Here is a 15,077-nt window from a genome sequence, read left to right on the forward strand (position 1 = left end):
GCTGCGGGTTGCACTCGGGATGGACTCAAGGATCTGCGTTTCTGCGTCCCATCGGTGGATCTGCCACCTTCGGAGCGCTCTACAGGTGGCATATCCACCGCCGGCGGGGTCAGGCGTGTCAGTGCTTCTCCCTTCTCGTGGACCGTGCCACGAGAAGGGAGAAGCGCTGCCCACCCCGACGCAAAGGGCACCCAAGATTCTTCATTCGCGCGTAGAAGGTCGAACGCTTCTGCGTTGGTGACGGGATCCCGTAGGAAACGCAGAAGCCTTGGAGTCTCACGCACGAACGCAGATCCTTGCGTCCCACGCGACCCACAGCCCGAGTGCCCAACCCGACGCTGCTGCCAACCGCCCGGTCGAGGCCCTTTCGGAGACCACACCCAGCGCCAGCCGAGGCAGCGCACCAGCAAGGTCACGACCCCTGCGGCAGCGCACCAGCACGACGAGACCACCTGCGGTAGTGCACCCATGACGCCACGACCACCACTGATCCCCACCCATGCCGTCCGGATGCTGGTACGACCTGTCTCAGAACTTGACCACGCCCCGTGGGAGGGCGAGACTGTCGAGGTGCCGTTCACCCGCCTTGTCGTAGACGACTGACGCGACGACCCGCCGTCTCGCGTCACCCTCCGTGCGCCATCATTGGCCGGGGGGTTTTTTCATGCGAGGGGACAGGACGCCGGCCGGCGCCACGCCGGGGCCGACGAGCACGCAGCACACCCACCGGGCACGACCAGACGAGATGAGGACGAAGCGATGACGGAAGTGGTCACGAGGCCGAGCAGCGACACGCTGACGGGCGCCCAGAGCCTCGTCCGGTCGCTCGAGCACGCGGGTGTCGAGGTCATCTTCGGCATCCCCGGCGGCGCGATCCTGCCCGCCTACGACCCGCTGTTCGACTCGAGCATCCGCCACGTGCTGGTGCGTCACGAGCAGGGCGCGGGCCACGCGGCGCAGGGCTACGCGATGGTCACGGGCCGCGTCGGCGTGTGCATGGCCACCTCCGGCCCGGGCGCGACGAACCTCGTCACCGCCATCGCCGACGCCTACATGGACTCCGTGCCGATCGTCGCGATCACCGGCCAGGTGTCGTCGAGCCTCATCGGCACCGACGGCTTCCAGGAGGCCGACATCCGCGGCATCACGATGCCGATCACCAAGCACAGCTACCTCGTGACCGACCCCGCCGACATCCCCACCGTCGTCGCCGAGGCGTTCCACATCGCCAGCACCGGCCGCCCCGGACCCGTGCTCGTCGACGTCGCGAAGGACGCGCTGCAGGCCACCACCACCTTCCACTGGCCGAACGAGCTCGCGCTGCCGGGCTACCGGCCCACCACGCGCCCCCATGGCAAGCAGGTGCGCGAGGCCGCACGCCTCATCGCCGCAGCGGAGCGGCCCGTCCTGTACGTGGGCGGCGGCGTGATCAAGGCCGACGCCGCGGCCGAGCTGGCCATGCTGGTCGAGCTCACCGGCATCCCCGTCGTCACCACGCTGATGGCGCGCGGCGCGTTCCCCGACAGCCACGAGCTGCACCTCGGCATGCCCGGCATGCACGGCACGGTCGCCGCCGTCGCCGCCCTGCAGAAGTCGGACCTGCTGATCTCGCTCGGCGCCCGCTTCGACGACCGCGTCACCGGACAGCTGGAGACCTTCGCGCCCGGCGCCAAGGTCATCCACGCCGACATCGACCCGGCCGAGATCGGCAAGAACCGCGAGGTCGACGTGCCGATCGTCGGCGACTGCCGCGAGGTCATCGCCGACCTCGTCGTCACGCTGCGCAAGCAGGCCGACGAGACCGGCACGAAGGGCGACTACACGGCCTGGCGCCAGCAGATGCTCGCCGTCAAGGACAAGTTCCCGGTCGCGTACGACACGCCCGGCGAGGGTCTCGCGCCGCAGACCGTCATCGAGCGGATCAGCGCCATCGCGGGCCCCGAGGCCACCTACGTGGCGGGCGTCGGACAGCACCAGATGTGGGCCACGCACTTCATCGACTTCGAGCGTCCCCGCCAGTGGCTGAACTCCGGTGGCGCCGGCACCATGGGCTACTCCGTGCCCGCCGCCATGGGCGCGCAGGTCGGGCTGCCCGGTTCCGTCGTGTGGGCCATCGACGGCGACGGCTGCTTCCAGATGACCAACCAGGAGCTCGCCACCTGCGCGCTCGAGGGCATCCCGATCAAGGTCGCCGTCATCAACAACTCCTCGCTCGGCATGGTGCGCCAGTGGCAGACCCTCTTCTACGAGGGCCGCTACTCCAACACCGACCTCAACACGGGCCCGGAGTCGATCGGCGCGCGCCGCATCCCCGACTTCGTCAAGCTCGCCGACGCCTACGGCTGCGTCGGTCTGCGCTGCGACAGCCCCGACCAGCTCGACGCCACCATCGAGCAGGCCATGGCCATCACCGACCGGCCCGTCGTCATCGACTTCGTGGTCGAGCGCGACGCCATGGTCTGGCCGATGGTGGCCGCCGGCACCAGCAACGACGACATCAAGATCGCGCGCGACCTCGCGCCCGAGTGGGAGGACGAGGACCTGTGAGCGACCGGCACCGAGAGGCAGGGCACACGGCATGACCACCCAGCACACCCTCAGCGTCCTGGTCGAGAACACGCCCGGCGTCCTCGCGCGCGTCTCGAGCCTGTTCATGCGGCGTGGGTTCAACATCGACTCCCTCGCCGTCGGCCCCACGGAGATCCCCGAGATCTCTCGCATGACGATCGTCGTGAACGTCGACGAGCTGCCCCTCGAGCAGGTCACCAAGCAGCTCAACAAGCTCGTCAACGTCCTCAAGATCGTCGAGCTCGACTCCTCCTCCGCGGTGGAGCGCGAGCTGATGCTCATCAAGGTCCGCACCGACGCGCAGACCCGCGGCCAGGTGCTCGAGACCGTCCAGCTGTTCCGCGCCAAGGTGGTCGACGTGTCCACGGACGCCGTCACCATCGAGGCCACCGGCGACTCCGGCAAGCTCACGGCCATGCTCAACGTGCTCGAGCCGTTCGGCATCCGCGAGATCGCCCAGTCCGGTCGCGTCGCGATCGGACGAGGCGCCCGCTCCATCACCGACCGCACGCTGCGGACGGTGCCGGGGCACCACAGCGCCTGACCCCCCGACCCACACCACGACACCAGGAGAATCCAGTGGCCGAGCTGTTCTACGACGACGACGCAGACCTCAGCATCATCCAGGGCAAGCAGGTGGCCGTCATCGGCTACGGCAGCCAGGGGCACGCGCACGCCCTCAACCTGCGCGACTCGGGCGTCGACGTCCGCATCGGCCTCGCCCCGGGCTCCAAGAGCCGCGAGAAGGCCGAGGCCGAGGGCCTGCGCGTCCTCGACGTCGCCGACGCCGTGGAGGAGGCCGACGTCATCGTCGTGCTGACCCCCGACCAGGTCCAGCGTCACGTGTACGCCGAGTCGATCGAGCCCAACCTCGTCGACGGCGACGCGCTCGTCTTCGGCCACGGCTTCAACATCCGCTACGGCTACGTCAAGCCCCCGGCAGGCGTCGACGTGCTCCTCGTCGCCCCGAAGGCACCCGGCCACACCGTGCGCCGCGAGTTCGTCGCCGGGCGCGGCATCCCCGACATCATCGCGGTCGAGCAGGACGCCACCCAGGGCGCCTGGGACCTCGCCCTCTCCTACGCCAAGGCCATCGGCGGCACCCGCGCCGGCGTCATCAAGACGACCTTCACCGAGGAGACCGAGACCGACCTCTTCGGCGAGCAGGCCGTGCTCTGCGGTGGCATGTCGCACCTCGTGCAGGCCGGGTTCGAGACCCTGACCGAGGCCGGCTACCAGCCCGAGATCGCCTACTTCGAGGTGCTCCACGAGCTCAAGCTCATCGTCGACCTCATGTGGGAGGGCGGCATCGCCAAGCAGCGCTGGAGCATCTCCGACACGGCCGAGTACGGCGACTACGTCTCCGGACCCCGCGTCGTCGACGCCTCCGTCAAGGAGCGCATGCAGGCCGTCCTCGCCGACATCCAGGACGGCACCTTCGCCAAGCGGTTCATCGACGACCAGGACAACGGCGCCGCCGAGTTCCTCGCCCTGCGCGAGCAGGAGGCCCAGCACCCGATCGAGGCCACCGGCAAGGTCCTGCGCTCCCACTTCTCGTGGAAGCAGCAGGACGCCGACTACGTCGAGGGCTCTGCAGCTCGTTGACGCCTCCGGCGTCGGGGCAGCTCGTTGACGCCTCCGGCGTCGGGGCAGCTCGTTGACGCCTCCGGCGTCGGGGCAGCTCGCTGACGCCTGACCCACGAAGGCCCCCGTCCACCGGACGGGGGCCTTCGCTATGGTCGACGTGTCCGGGGTGCCCCGCAGGGGCTGAGATGACACCCGCCGAACCTGATCCGGTTAGCACCGGCGCGAGGGAGACACATGGATCCGACGTCTGCCGTCACGACGGCCCTGCGCGAGCGCAGCCCGCTCGTGCAGTGCCTCACCAACTACGTCTCGATGGACCTGGCAGCCAACGTGCTGTCGGCCGCGGGCGCGTCGCCCGCGATGGTCCACGACCCCCACGAGTCCGCCGACATGGCGGCGCTCGCCGACGCCGTCTGCGTCAACATCGGCACCCCGTCGCCGTCGTGGGCCGACGGCATGCGCCTGGCCGCCGAGCGGGCGCAGGTCGACGCCACGCCCTGGGTGCTCGACCCCGTCGCCGTGGGCGCGACGGCATACCGCCGCGAGCTCGTCGTCGACCTCCTGCAGCTGCGGCCCACCGTGGTGCGGGGCAACGCGGGGGAGGTGCTGGCTCTCGCCGGCGCCGTCGGCGGCTCGCGAGGCGTCGACAGCCTCGCCGCGTCGCACGACGCGCACGACGCGGCCGCGCTCGTCGCCCGCGAGCACGGGTGCGTCGTCGTGGTGAGTGGCGAGGTCGACGTCGTGACCGACGGCGACCGCACGCTCCACGTGGTCGGCGGGCACCGGTGGATGCCGATGATCACCGCGCTCGGCTGCTCCTCGAGCGCCCTCGTCGCGGCGGCCTGCGCGGTCGTCGACGACCCGCTCGATGCGGCTGCGGGAGCCATGGGACTGCTGGCTGCTGCGGGCACGTCGGCCGCCGCGGTCGCACAGGGTCCGGCCAGCCTGCGGGTCGCGCTCGTCGACCGGCTGGCCGACCCCGACGGGCTCGAGCTCGTCGGGCGCGTCCGTCCGGTGCCGGCATGAGCGGCGTCCCCGACCTGCGCCTCTACCTCGTGACCGACCCGTCCTTCGGCGCCGACCTGCGTCGCGTGGTCGTCCCCGCGGTCGAGGGTGGCGTCACCTGCGTGCAGGTCCGCGACAAGCAGGCCACCCCGGCCGAGGTCGAGGCCCAGGTCAAGCTGCTGCGCGACGCCCTCGTCGGCTCGGGGGTGCCCGTGCTCGCGAACGACCACGTCGTCCCGGGGGCCGACGGGGTGCACGGCGGTCGCGCGGACGCGCACCCCACGGTGCTGCGGTCGGCGGCCGGTCCCGACGCGGTCGTCGGCTGGTCGGTCGACACCCTCGCGCAGCTCGACGACGCGTCGGCCCTCGCCGCGTGCACCTACCTCGCGGTGAGCCCCGTCCACGACACGCCGACGAAGCACGACACGGCACCGGCCTTCGGCCTCGCCGGCGTGGCCTCGGTGACGGCACGGGTCGGCGGACGGCTGCCGGTCGTCGGCATCGGTGGCCTCGACGAGACCACGGCCGGCCCGGCCGTGCGGGCCGGCCTCGACGGCGTGGCCGTGGTGCGTGCGGTCGGCGCCGACCCCGACCCGCGTGCGGCCGCCGCCCGGCTGCGTCGGGTCGTCGACGTCGCACTCGCAGCCCGACGCGAGGACGTGTCGGCATGACGGGTCGCGAGCCGGTGGTGCTCACCGTCGCAGGCTCCGACCCGTCGGGGGGAGCCGGGATCCAGGCCGACCTCAAGACGGCCACGGCGCTCGGCGCGTACGCGGCGACCGTCGTCACCGCCGTGACGGTGCAGGACACGACCGGGGTCCGCGCCGTGCACGAGGTGCCGCTCGACGTCGTCCGCGGCCAGCTCGAGGTCGTCCTCGAGGACCTCGACGTCCGGGCGGTCAAGGTCGGCATGCTGGGCTCGCCGGCGTTGGTCGAGCTGGTCGCCGAGCTTCTCGCCGACGTGCCCGCGCTCGTCGTGGACCCCGTGATGGTCTCGACGTCGGGCCACCGGCTGCTGCCGCGGGACGCCGAGGCGGCCCTGCGCGACCTCCTCCTCCCGAGCGCGACGCTGGTGACGCCGAACCTGCCGGAGGCCTCCGTGCTCACGGGCCTCGCCGCGCAGACCGACCCCGGCGAGCTGGGGCGGGCACTGCTCGCGCTGGAGCCTGGTGCCGTCCTGCTCAAGGGCGGTCACGGCGACGGTCCGGCGAGCGACGACCTGCTGGTCGACCGTCGCGGCAGCACGTGGTTCCGGGCGCCCCGGATCGACACGCCCCACACCCACGGCACGGGATGCACGCTCTCGGCCGCGGTCGCGACGCGGCTGGCCCTGGGCGACCCGCTGGCCGACGCCGTCGGGGCCGCCAAGGCCTACCTCGGCGAGGCGCTCGCGTCCGGCGCGGCCCGCCAGGTCGGTCGCGGCCGTGGTCCCGTCGACCACCTCGTCCGGCTCCGGGAGACGACGGCATGACGACCGCGTTCTCCGCACGGGCCTGGGCGCACGTGGCCGACCGCTACGCCGACGTCTGTCGCCACCCGTTCGTCACCGGCCTGGCCGGCGGCACGCTGCCCGACGCCGTCTTCGCCCACTACCTGGCCGACGACGCGCACTACCTCGTCGGCTACGCCCGCACCCTCGCGCGCATCGCGTCGCGCCTGCCCGACGTCGACGACGTCGGTGCGTGGGCCGGCTTCGCCGCCGGTGCCGTCGAGGCCGAGCGCTCGCTGCACGTGGGTGAGCTCGCCCGGCGCGGCGTCGAGCCGGCCACGCACGTCCCGACCAGCGCGTGCCGCGACTACGTCGACGCGCTCGCCCGTCATGCCGAGGAGTCGCCGGTCGAGGTCGCGGTGGCGGCGGTCCTGCCGTGCTTCCGGGTGTACGCCGAGGTCGGGCGGCACCTCGCGTCGACCGCGGGCGACCTGGACGCCCATCCCTACGGCGCGTGGATCGCCACGTACGACGACCCCGCCTTCGAGGCGTCGGTCGCCCGGGCCGAGGCGACGGCCGACCGGCTCGCCGCCGACAGCCGGTACGTCGCCGAGATGCTCGAGGCGTACGCGGACGCGACCGACCGCGAGTGGCACTTCTGGGACGCCTCGTGGCGCGCCCCCGACGGGACTAGGCGATGAGGTCGACGGCCGGCCCGGCGGTGTGGCAACGCCGCCCCGACACCACGACCGACCACGCACGCGCGAGCCGCTCGACGGCCTCGACGCCGACGTGCTCGGGGGCGGTGCACGGCAGGCGCAGACGACGTTCGCCGGCGCTCGGTGCGCCGAGCGTGAACCGCGGGCCGGGCGTGAGGTGCAGCCCCTCCTGCGCCGCCGCGGCCACGAGCAGGCTCGACGAGCGGCTCGGCAGGCCGACCCACAGGTTCGGCCCGCCCGGGGGCACCGGGACCTCCCAGTCGGGCAGCCGCTCGCTCAGCGCGCCGACCAGCGCCGCCCGCTGACCGCGCAACCGGGCGACGGTCTCCTCGAAGAGGTGCGTGTGGTGCCGCAGGACCTCCGCGGCCACCAGCTGGTCGAACGCAGCGGTCCCGAGGTCGTGACGCATGCGCGACTGCAGCAGCGCGGTGACGTGGCGCCGCGGAGCGCGGATCCAGCCGATCCGCAGGCCGCCCCACAGCACCTTCGACAGGGAGTCGACGACGATCGCGTCGGGGTCGTGGGCGGCGTACGACGTCGGCAGTCCGTCGCCGGAGAGGTCCAGGCGACGCATCGACTCGTCGACGACCGTCAGCACGTCGTGCCGTCGCAGCGTCCGGGCGAGCCGCAGCCGCGTGCCCTCCGGCATGACCGCACCGGTCGGGTTGTGGAAGTCGGGGATCAGGTACGCGGCGTCGACGTGCGGGGCCTTCGTGCTCGCCGCCTCCAGGTCCCACGGGTCGTCACCGATCGGCAGGGGAGCGGTCCGGTAGCCGAACCCGGTCAGCGACTCGACCCCGTGCGGGTACGACGTGCCCTCGACGAGGAGTCCGGCCCCGGGTCGACCGAACGTGCGCCCCACCAGCGAGATCGCGCCCTGGGCGCCGTTGGTGACGATGATCTGGTCCGGGTCGGTCGGGATGCCCGCCCGGGCGTACTCGGCGGCGACGAGCTCGCGCAGGGCGGGAAGGCCGTCGGGCAGGTAGCCGGTGGTCGTGAGCAGCGACGGCAGCTGCTCCGCCGCCGCCTGGAAGGCACGGGTGAGCCCGGAGGGCCCGGTCGGTGCCGAGAACGTCATCGCGATGGTGTCGGGGTCGTCGGGGTCGACGATCAGGCTGCTCGCGGTGGCCGACGTGGTGGGCACCCTCAGCACGCTGCCGCTGCCCTGGCGCGAGTGCAGGACCCCGCGGCGGCGCAGCTCGTCGTACGCCCGCGTCGTGGTGGTGCGGCTCAGGCCCATCGCCTGGGCCAGGGCGCGCTCGCTCGGCAGCCGGGTGCCGTCGAGCAGTCGACCGTCGACGACGAGCAGGCGGATGCTGTCGGCGAGCGTGCGGTACGCGGGACCGTCGGGGAGCGTGCCGATCAGCGCCGCGAGCCGGAAGGCGGAGGTACGGGGGTCCACGCGCCCAGCATGCCGCCTCAATGGACCCGGGCGAAAGGGCCACTTCAGCCGAAGTGGCCGCAGCCACCGTGTCTGAAGTGGCTCTGTCGCACGAGGCCACCCGGGCTCGACCCTGGTCCCATGCTCCTCGTCCTCCTGCTGCTCCTGGCGTGCGTGCCGTCGGGGCTCGGTCTGCGCGCCGTGTCCCGCGACGGCTACGGCATGCGTCCGCCCCCGGCCTCGCGCCACGACCAGGAGGGGACGCGCACATGGCCGCGATGACCCGCCGCCTCGCCCAGCTCGTCCTCGGCCTGTGGCTCTACGGCGCCACCATGGCGCTGATGGTGGAGTCCGGGCTCGGCCTCGACCCCTGGGACGTGTTCCACGAGGGACTGACCCACCACCTGCCGCTGACCTTCGGGCAGGTCGTGATCCTGGTCGGTGCCGTCGTGCTGCTCCTCTGGGTGCCGCTGCGCCAGCGCCTCGGCATCGGCACCGTGCTCAACGTGCTGCTCGTCGGTGTCGCGGTCGACGTCACGCTCGCGTGGCTGCCCACGCCCGACCACCTCGCCATCCAGGTGGCCTTCCTGCTGCTCGGCGTCGTGGGCAACGGCCTGGCCGGCGCGCTCTACATCGGCGCCGACCTCGGGACCGGCCCGCGCGACGGGCTCTGGACCGGGCTCGTGCGTCGCACGGGCCGCAGTGTGCGGCTGGTGCGCACGGCACTGGAGCTGACCGTGCTCCTCGTGGGCTTCGCGCTCGGGGGGACCGTGGGGATCGGCACCGTGGTCTACGCCCTCGTGATCGGGCCCGTCGTGCAGATGTTCCTGCCGCTGGTGCAGGTGCGCCGCGTCCGCGAGCCTCGCGGGCTCAGCGTCGCGTCGCGATGACGAGGGACGCACCCTCGTCGATGAGCAGCTCCACCGCGGCGAAGCGCTCGTCGGTGAGCCACTGCTCGCGCACCACGTCGACCTGGCCGTCGACGATCGGCGGCCAGTGGACGGACGGGACGAAGTCGTCGAGGACCGCGATGCCGCCCGGCTCGAGGAGGTTCGCGAGGACGTCGATCTGCTCCATGACCTCGCGGACGTCGACGAACAGCAGGGAGAACGGGGCGTGCTCCTCGAGCGCCGACCAGTCGCCCGCCACGATCTCGACGTTGTCGACGTCGGCGAAGATCTGCTGCACGTCGCCGGCGAGCGAGGGGTCGAGCTCGGCGCTCACGATGCGCGCCTCCTTGCGGGCACCGCTGGAGAGCCACGCGGAGCCCACGCCCGTGCCGGTGCCGAGCTCGGCCAGCGTGCCGGCGCGCGAGGCGGCGAGCGCGGCCAGGAGCCGGCCGGTCTCGTGCCGCGTCGAGGTGATGAACCCTCGCTGTCGCGCAAGATCGAGGGACCGGGCGACGAGGTCGGGGATCTCCGCAGGCGCACTCACCCGGTCAGTGTGTCACCGCCGTCACGTCGCCCCAGCGGCGACGTCTCACCGACCGAGACACACCGCACGGCGCTCCCGACGCGGCGACGGACGGCGGGTAGGGTGGTCGACATCATGCGGAAGCAGCTCGTAGTCATCGCTTGCCGCGGCGGGGCCTCCTAGGGCCACACCCTGCCGCGGAGTCCAGGCGTTGGCCCGACCGTTCCGCAGCAGGTCAGCTTCATCTCTCGTCGGGACCACGACCTGGTCCCCTCTCCTGAACCATCCGGTCATCACCGGGTGACACGACCTCCTGGAGCCGTCGGGTCGGTGCTGTGCCCGCACCGTCCAGCGTCCGTCACTCGACGGACCGACCCTCGCACCACCTCAGGAGAGACCATGAACACCTACCCGATCGAGTGGGGACCCGCCCACCTGCGCGACGACGCCGTGACGCCCGCCGTGGAGCCGGCCGAGCGCCCGGACGACAACTGAGAGCGTCCATCGAGTGAGACCGCGGTTTCAGATCCTGAGACCGCGCCTCCTAGGATGAGCCTCATGACGCGCTCCTACACGCTGGCCGTCGTCCCCGGCGACGGCATCGGCCCCGAAGTCACGACCCAGGCGCTGACGGTGCTGAACACCGTCGCCGCGCAGCACGACCTGTCCTTCGACACGGTCGACTACGACCTGGGTGCCCGTCGCTACCACGCGACGGGGGAGACCCTGCCGGACAGCGTGCTGGAGGAGATCCGTGGCCAGGACGCCATCCTGCTGGGTGCGGTCGGCGACCCCAGCGTGCCGTCGGGCGTGCTCGAGCGCGGTCTGCTGCTGCGGCTGCGCTTCGAGCTCGACCACTACGTGAACCTGCGACCGAGCACGCTCTACCCGGGGGTGCCGACGCCGCTGGGCTCGCACGTGACGGAGCGCGGCCCGATCGACTTCGTGGTCGTGCGCGAGGGCACCGAGGGTCCGTACGTCGGCAACGGCGGCGCCATCCGCGTCGGCACGCCGCACGAGCTGGCCACGGAGGTCAGCGTCAACACGGCGTACGGCGTCGAGCGCGTCGTGCGCGACGCGTTCGCCCGGGCCCAGGCGCGACCGCGCCGCAAGCTGACCCTGGTGCACAAGAACAACGTGCTGGTGCACGCCGGACACCTCTGGGCGCGCACCGTCGCGGCCGTCGGCGAGGAGTTCCCCGACGTCAGCGTCGACTACCTGCACGTCGACGCGGCGACGATCTTCCTCGTCACCGACCCGGGCCGCTTCGACGTGATCGTCACCGACAACCTGTTCGGCGACATCCTCACCGACCTCGCGGCGGCCGTCACCGGCGGCATCGGACTGGCGGCGAGCGGCAACGTGAACCCCGACCGCACCGCCCCGAGCATGTTCGAGCCCGTGCACGGCTCGGCGCCCGACATCGCGGGCCAGTCCAAGGCCGACCCGACGGCGGCGATCCTGTCCGGAGCGCTGCTGCTGGAGCACCTCGGCCACCCGCAGGCGGCCGCTCAGATCAGCGCGGCCGTCGAGGCCGACATCGCCGAGCGCGACACGGCCGCCGGTGCCCAGTCCCGCAGCACCGAGGAGGTGGGGGAGGCCATCGCCGCGCGCGCCAGCGCGGCCGCGGCCGAGGGCGTAGCGGCGGTCTGACCTCCCGCCTCCACGACCTCGAAAGGACTACCGTGTCCAGCATGACCTCCGCACCGTTCGCCCCCACCGTCGAGACCAACCCGGCTGCGCGGACGGACGCCGAACGGGAGGCGATCCTCGCCTCTCCGGGGTTCGGCAACCACTTCACCGACCACATGTTCCTGGCCGAGTGGACGCCCGAGCAGGGTTGGCACGACGCCCGCGTCGTGCCCTACGGACCGTTGCAGCTGGACCCCGCCACGGCCGTCCTGCACTACGCGCAGGAGATCTTCGAGGGGTTGAAGGCCTACGCCTGGGCCGACGGCTCGGTCCGCGTGTTCCGGGCGGAGGAGAACGCCGCGCGTCTGCAACGCTCGGCGCACCGCCTCGCCCTGCCCGAGCTCCCGCAGGACTGGTTCCTCGGGTCGGTCGACGCCCTCGTGGCCGCCGACCGCGCCTGGGTGCCCGAGGGCGGCGAGACCAGCCTGTACCTGCGGCCGTTCATGTTCGCCTCCGAGGCCTTCCTCGGCGTGCGCCCCAGCCAGCACGTCACGTACTGCGTGATCGCCTCGCCGGCCGGCGCCTACTTCCCCGGTGGCGTCAAGCCCGTCTCGATCTGGCTGTCGACGCAGTACTCGCGGGCGGGCGCCGGGGGCACCGGCGCGGCCAAGTGCGGCGGCAACTACGCCGCGAGCCTGCTGCCGCAGCAGGAGGCCGCGCAGCACGGCTGCCAGCAGGTCGCCTTCCTCGACTCCACCGAGCAGCGCTGGATCGAGGAGCTCGGCGGCATGAACCTGTACTTCGTGCAGTCCGACGGCTCGATCGTCACGCCGGAGCTGTCGGGCTCGATCCTCGAGGGCATCACCCGCGAGTCGATCCTGACCATCGCCCGCGACCTCGGGCACGACGTCGTCGAGCGCCGGGTCAGCATCGACGAGTGGCGCGAGGGCACCGCCGACGGCACCATCACCGAGGTCTTCGCCTGTGGCACCGCCGCCGTGGTGACGCCCGTGGGCGTGCTCAAGTGGGACGGTGGCGAGGCCGTGGCCGGCGACGGCGAGGCCGGGAAGATCACGATGGACGTCCGTTCCGCGCTCGTCGACCTGCAGTACGGCCGAGCCGAGGACCGCCACGGGTGGATGCGCCGCATCCCCGGCTGACAGATCCTCGACGGCACGGGAGCCAGGGTGTCTACGGTCACCCTGGCTCTTGTGCGAGAGGTCTCGCTACTATATCGGCGTGAATGATGATGCAAGCACGAGACGTCCTGCGGAAAGCGGGCGACGCACTGACGTGTCGCGTCCCGTGCTCCGCCCGACCACTCCGGTCGCCGTCGACCGCCGCAGTCCGCTGCCCGGCCTGACCGGGCTGCGCTGGCTCGCGGCGCTGCCGGTCTTCGCGTTCCACCTCTCGCTCGTCGACTTCGGGCTCAACCCCTTCGCCGACGGGCGGTGGGCGCGCACGTACGCCTCGCTGCTCGGCCAGGGCGGCTGGACCGGGGTGTCGTTCTTCTTCGTGCTGAGCGGGTTCCTGCTGACCTGGCGGTGCTCGGAGAGCCGGGGGACCGCAGCCTTCGTGCGCAAGCGACTGGCGAAGATCTTCCCGCTGCACGTGGTGACCTGGTCCGTGACGATGGTCCTGTACGCGTTCGCCCTCGCGGGGTCGCCGTGGGAGTACCTGCCCAACCTCGTCCTCGTCAGCTCCTGGATCCCGGTCCACGACGTCTACTTGTCGGTCAACCTGCCCAGCTGGTCGCTCTGCAGCGAGTTGCTGTTCTACCTGTCCTTCCCCGCGCTCGTCCCGCTCGTCAGGCGGCTTCGGGCCGACCGCCTCGCGCTCGCCCTCGCGGCGTGCGTCGCGGGCACCGTGGTCGTCGCGCTCGTCACGATGTCGCTGCCCGACGGGCCGGGGGTCGACGGCATGCCCGTGACCAACCTGCAGTTCTGGTTCGGCTACAACCTCCCGCTGCCTCGTCTGCTCGAGTTCGTGGCGGGGATGCTGCTCGCACGCCTGGTCGCGGAGCGTCGGGTGCCGACCATCGCGCCGTGGGTGGCGTGGACGGCGGTGCTCGTCGGCTACGTGGTGGCCTCGCTGGGCCCCTTCGTGCTCGGCTTCGTGGCCGTCATGCTCGTGCCGCTCATGATGGTCGTCGTGGCCACCGTCCAGCGCGACCTCGCAGGCCGTGGCACCTGGGTCTCGTCGCGGCCGATGGTCTGGCTCGGCGAGGTGTCCTTCGGGTTCTACATGGCGCAGCAGATCGTCATGTACACGGTCCGCATCACCTGGCAGCACGGCGCCACGTACTCGGTGCCGCTCGCGATCGCGGACTGGCTGCTGGTCTTCGCGCTGACGCTCGGCTTCGCGACGGCGCTGCACCGCCTCGTGGAGGAACCGGCGATGCGTCGTCTCGGGACCCGGCACCAGGCCCGCGCGGCAGCGGCGGCGGTGGCCCGGTGACGGCCGTCGCGCTGCGCGTCGAGCGGCTCGGGGACGCCGAGTACGTGTGCGCGGGGCGTGGTCGGGCGATGGGCCTCGCGCACGGTGCGTCCGGCGACGTCGACGCCAACTTCTCGCCGCTGCTCGACGCGCTGGGGGACCGGTGGTCGTTCGTGGGCTCGCGGTACCCCGGCACGGGCGGGTCCGGACCCCTCGACGACCTGCCGTCGGTCCTGCGTCCGGAGGTGCTGGCCGACCGTCTCGTCGAGGCGCTCGACGCCGAGGGCCACCAGCGCGTCCCGGTCGCGGGCGTGTCCTTCGGGTGCTCGGTCGCGATCCAGGCCGCGCTGCGCCACCCGGACCGTGTGTCGGCCCTGGTCCTCACGGTCGGCTTCGCCAGGCCCGACGTGCAGCTGCGTCAGATGCTCGGCACGTGGGAGCAGCTGGCCGGCGGGCCGCCGGAGCGGCTCGGGGCGTTCCTGCTCTCCCAGCTCGGCTCGCCCGACGGGCTCGCCGAGCTCGACCGCGCCGGCACCTTCGCGTCGGACGCGCTCGACGCCGGTCGCGGGGTGAACCCGTCGGGGCTCGCACACCTGCGCGCGGCGACCCAGGTGGACCTGCAGGACCGGCTGGCCGAGGTCCGCGTGCCCACCCTGGTGGTCGTGGCGGGCGCCGACCGGGTCGTGCTCCCCGCCACGACGCGCGAGCTCGCGGCTGGCATCCCGGGGGCGGAGCTGCTGGAGTACCCGGCGGCGGGCCACGCGTTCACGGCCAAGGAGGGTGTCGTCTGGGCGCGCGACGTCGAGGCGTTCCTGTCGCGGGTGGACGATCGACCGGCTGCGCTGTGACCTTGTGCACGTGCGCCGCCGAGCGCACGTGAGCGGTCCTATAGTCGCGACATCCCTGT

General features: G+C 72.4%; 15 protein-coding genes and 1 riboswitch. Of the genes, 13 read left to right on the forward strand and 2 right to left on the reverse strand.

Going from position 1 to position 15,077, the window contains the following annotated elements; all coding sequences use genetic code 11:
- Positions 1–759: 759 nt before the first annotated feature.
- The 7 genes from Aeryth_RS07030 to Aeryth_RS07060 all read left to right on the forward strand — a co-directional run bounded on the left by Aeryth_RS07030 (position 760) and on the right by Aeryth_RS07060 (position 7,290).
- The gene (locus Aeryth_RS07030; RefSeq protein ID WP_067856453.1) at positions 760–2,547 is read left to right on the forward strand and encodes an acetolactate synthase large subunit; all 1,788 of its coding nucleotides are present in this window, start codon (positions 760–762) and stop codon (positions 2,545–2,547) included.
- A gap of 31 nt (positions 2,548–2,578) precedes the next feature.
- On the forward strand, positions 2,579–3,112 hold the full coding sequence (gene ilvN / locus Aeryth_RS07035) for an acetolactate synthase small subunit (protein ID WP_067856456.1): 534 nt from the start codon (positions 2,579–2,581) through the stop codon (positions 3,110–3,112).
- 35 nt (positions 3,113–3,147) lie between these two features.
- Positions 3,148–4,173, forward strand: a complete 1,026-nt coding sequence (gene ilvC / locus Aeryth_RS07040; protein ID WP_067856459.1) for a ketol-acid reductoisomerase — start codon at positions 3,148–3,150, stop codon at positions 4,171–4,173.
- Positions 4,174–4,307: 134 nt separating this feature from the next.
- Positions 4,308–4,401, forward strand: a riboswitch (TPP riboswitch).
- Entirely contained in the window at positions 4,390–5,181 is a 792-nt protein-coding gene (gene thiM, locus Aeryth_RS07045; RefSeq protein WP_067856461.1) for a hydroxyethylthiazole kinase, read from the forward strand. Its footprint overlaps the riboswitch before it by 12 nt.
- Complete coding sequence (locus Aeryth_RS07050; RefSeq protein WP_067856465.1) at positions 5,178–5,831, forward strand: thiamine phosphate synthase; 654 nt, start codon at positions 5,178–5,180, stop codon at positions 5,829–5,831. Before thiM ends, Aeryth_RS07050 begins: the two co-directional genes overlap by 4 nt.
- On the forward strand, positions 5,828–6,631 hold the full coding sequence (gene thiD / locus Aeryth_RS07055; RefSeq protein WP_067856468.1) for a bifunctional hydroxymethylpyrimidine kinase/phosphomethylpyrimidine kinase: 804 nt from the start codon (positions 5,828–5,830) through the stop codon (positions 6,629–6,631). Before Aeryth_RS07050 ends, thiD begins: the two co-directional genes overlap by 4 nt.
- Positions 6,628–7,290 (forward strand): TenA family protein, encoded by a 663-nt coding sequence (locus Aeryth_RS07060; protein WP_067856471.1) that lies wholly within the window; start codon positions 6,628–6,630, stop codon positions 7,288–7,290. The genes thiD and Aeryth_RS07060 overlap by 4 nt, the downstream gene beginning before the upstream one ends.
- Here Aeryth_RS07060 and yczR read toward each other — a convergent pair.
- The gene (yczR, locus tag Aeryth_RS07065) at positions 7,280–8,710 is read right to left on the reverse strand and encodes a MocR-like transcription factor YczR (protein WP_067856474.1); all 1,431 of its coding nucleotides are present in this window, start codon (positions 8,708–8,710) and stop codon (positions 7,280–7,282) included. The two genes, Aeryth_RS07060 and yczR, sit on opposite strands and share 11 nt — an antisense overlap.
- A gap of 120 nt (positions 8,711–8,830) precedes the next feature.
- Here yczR and Aeryth_RS17910 point away from each other — a divergent pair, with 120 nt between their 5' ends.
- Positions 8,831–8,971, forward strand: coding sequence for a hypothetical protein (locus Aeryth_RS17910; protein WP_158509192.1), 141 nt, complete (start codon positions 8,831–8,833; stop codon positions 8,969–8,971).
- Complete coding sequence (yczE, locus tag Aeryth_RS17915; protein WP_067856476.1) at positions 8,959–9,579, forward strand: membrane protein YczE; 621 nt, start codon at positions 8,959–8,961, stop codon at positions 9,577–9,579. The genes Aeryth_RS17910 and yczE overlap by 13 nt, the downstream gene beginning before the upstream one ends.
- On the opposite strand, the gene Aeryth_RS07075 is transcribed toward yczE, so the two are convergent.
- Positions 9,560–10,123 carry an O-methyltransferase gene (locus Aeryth_RS07075; RefSeq protein WP_067856479.1) on the reverse strand — a complete coding sequence of 188 codons (564 nt, stop codon included), beginning with the start codon at positions 10,121–10,123 and terminating at the stop codon, positions 9,560–9,562. The genes yczE and Aeryth_RS07075 overlap by 20 nt on opposite strands.
- Before the next feature lie 537 nt (positions 10,124–10,660).
- On the opposite strand from Aeryth_RS07075, the gene Aeryth_RS07080 reads away from it, so the two are divergent.
- From Aeryth_RS07080 to Aeryth_RS07095, 4 genes are all read left to right on the forward strand, one after another.
- The gene (locus Aeryth_RS07080) at positions 10,661–11,755 is read left to right on the forward strand and encodes a 3-isopropylmalate dehydrogenase (protein ID WP_067856481.1); all 1,095 of its coding nucleotides are present in this window, start codon (positions 10,661–10,663) and stop codon (positions 11,753–11,755) included.
- Positions 11,756–11,796: 41 nt separating this feature from the next.
- Positions 11,797–12,894, forward strand: a complete 1,098-nt coding sequence (locus Aeryth_RS07085) for a branched-chain amino acid aminotransferase (RefSeq protein ID WP_067856485.1) — start codon at positions 11,797–11,799, stop codon at positions 12,892–12,894.
- A 133-nt stretch (positions 12,895–13,027) separates the two neighbouring features.
- On the forward strand, positions 13,028–14,191 hold the full coding sequence (locus tag Aeryth_RS07090) for an acyltransferase family protein (RefSeq protein ID WP_067856488.1): 1,164 nt from the start codon (positions 13,028–13,030) through the stop codon (positions 14,189–14,191).
- The gene (locus tag Aeryth_RS07095) at positions 14,188–15,018 is read left to right on the forward strand and encodes an alpha/beta fold hydrolase (RefSeq protein WP_067856489.1); all 831 of its coding nucleotides are present in this window, start codon (positions 14,188–14,190) and stop codon (positions 15,016–15,018) included. Before Aeryth_RS07090 ends, Aeryth_RS07095 begins: the two co-directional genes overlap by 4 nt.
- Positions 15,019–15,077: the final 59 nt, after the last annotated feature.

The sequence above is a fragment of the Aeromicrobium erythreum genome (genome assembly GCF_001509405.1).
In the GTDB taxonomy this organism is placed as follows: Bacteria; Actinomycetota; Actinomycetes; order Propionibacteriales; family Nocardioidaceae; genus Aeromicrobium; species Aeromicrobium erythreum.

What these genes read in the sequence shown, in the direction of transcription:
- Aeryth_RS07030 (WP_067856453.1), top strand. Translation starts at nt 760, where the DNA reads ATGACGGAAGTGGTCACGAGGCCGAGCAGCGACACGCTGACGGGCGCC.
- ilvN (WP_067856456.1), top strand. Translation starts at nt 2,579, where the DNA reads ATGACCACCCAGCACACCCTCAGCGTCCTGGTCGAGAACACGCCCGGC.
- thiM (WP_067856461.1), top strand. Translation starts at nt 4,390, where the DNA reads ATGGATCCGACGTCTGCCGTCACGACGGCCCTGCGCGAGCGCAGCCCG.
- Aeryth_RS07050 (WP_067856465.1), top strand. Translation starts at nt 5,178, where the DNA reads ATGAGCGGCGTCCCCGACCTGCGCCTCTACCTCGTGACCGACCCGTCC.
- thiD (WP_067856468.1), top strand. Translation starts at nt 5,828, where the DNA reads ATGACGGGTCGCGAGCCGGTGGTGCTCACCGTCGCAGGCTCCGACCCG.
- Aeryth_RS07060 (WP_067856471.1), top strand. Translation starts at nt 6,628, where the DNA reads ATGACGACCGCGTTCTCCGCACGGGCCTGGGCGCACGTGGCCGACCGC.
- Aeryth_RS17910 (WP_158509192.1), top strand. Translation starts at nt 8,831, where the DNA reads ATGCTCCTCGTCCTCCTGCTGCTCCTGGCGTGCGTGCCGTCGGGGCTC.
- yczE (WP_067856476.1), top strand. Translation starts at nt 8,959, where the DNA reads ATGGCCGCGATGACCCGCCGCCTCGCCCAGCTCGTCCTCGGCCTGTGG.
- Aeryth_RS07080 (WP_067856481.1), top strand. Translation starts at nt 10,661, where the DNA reads ATGACGCGCTCCTACACGCTGGCCGTCGTCCCCGGCGACGGCATCGGC.
- Aeryth_RS07085 (WP_067856485.1), top strand. Translation starts at nt 11,797, where the DNA reads ATGACCTCCGCACCGTTCGCCCCCACCGTCGAGACCAACCCGGCTGCG.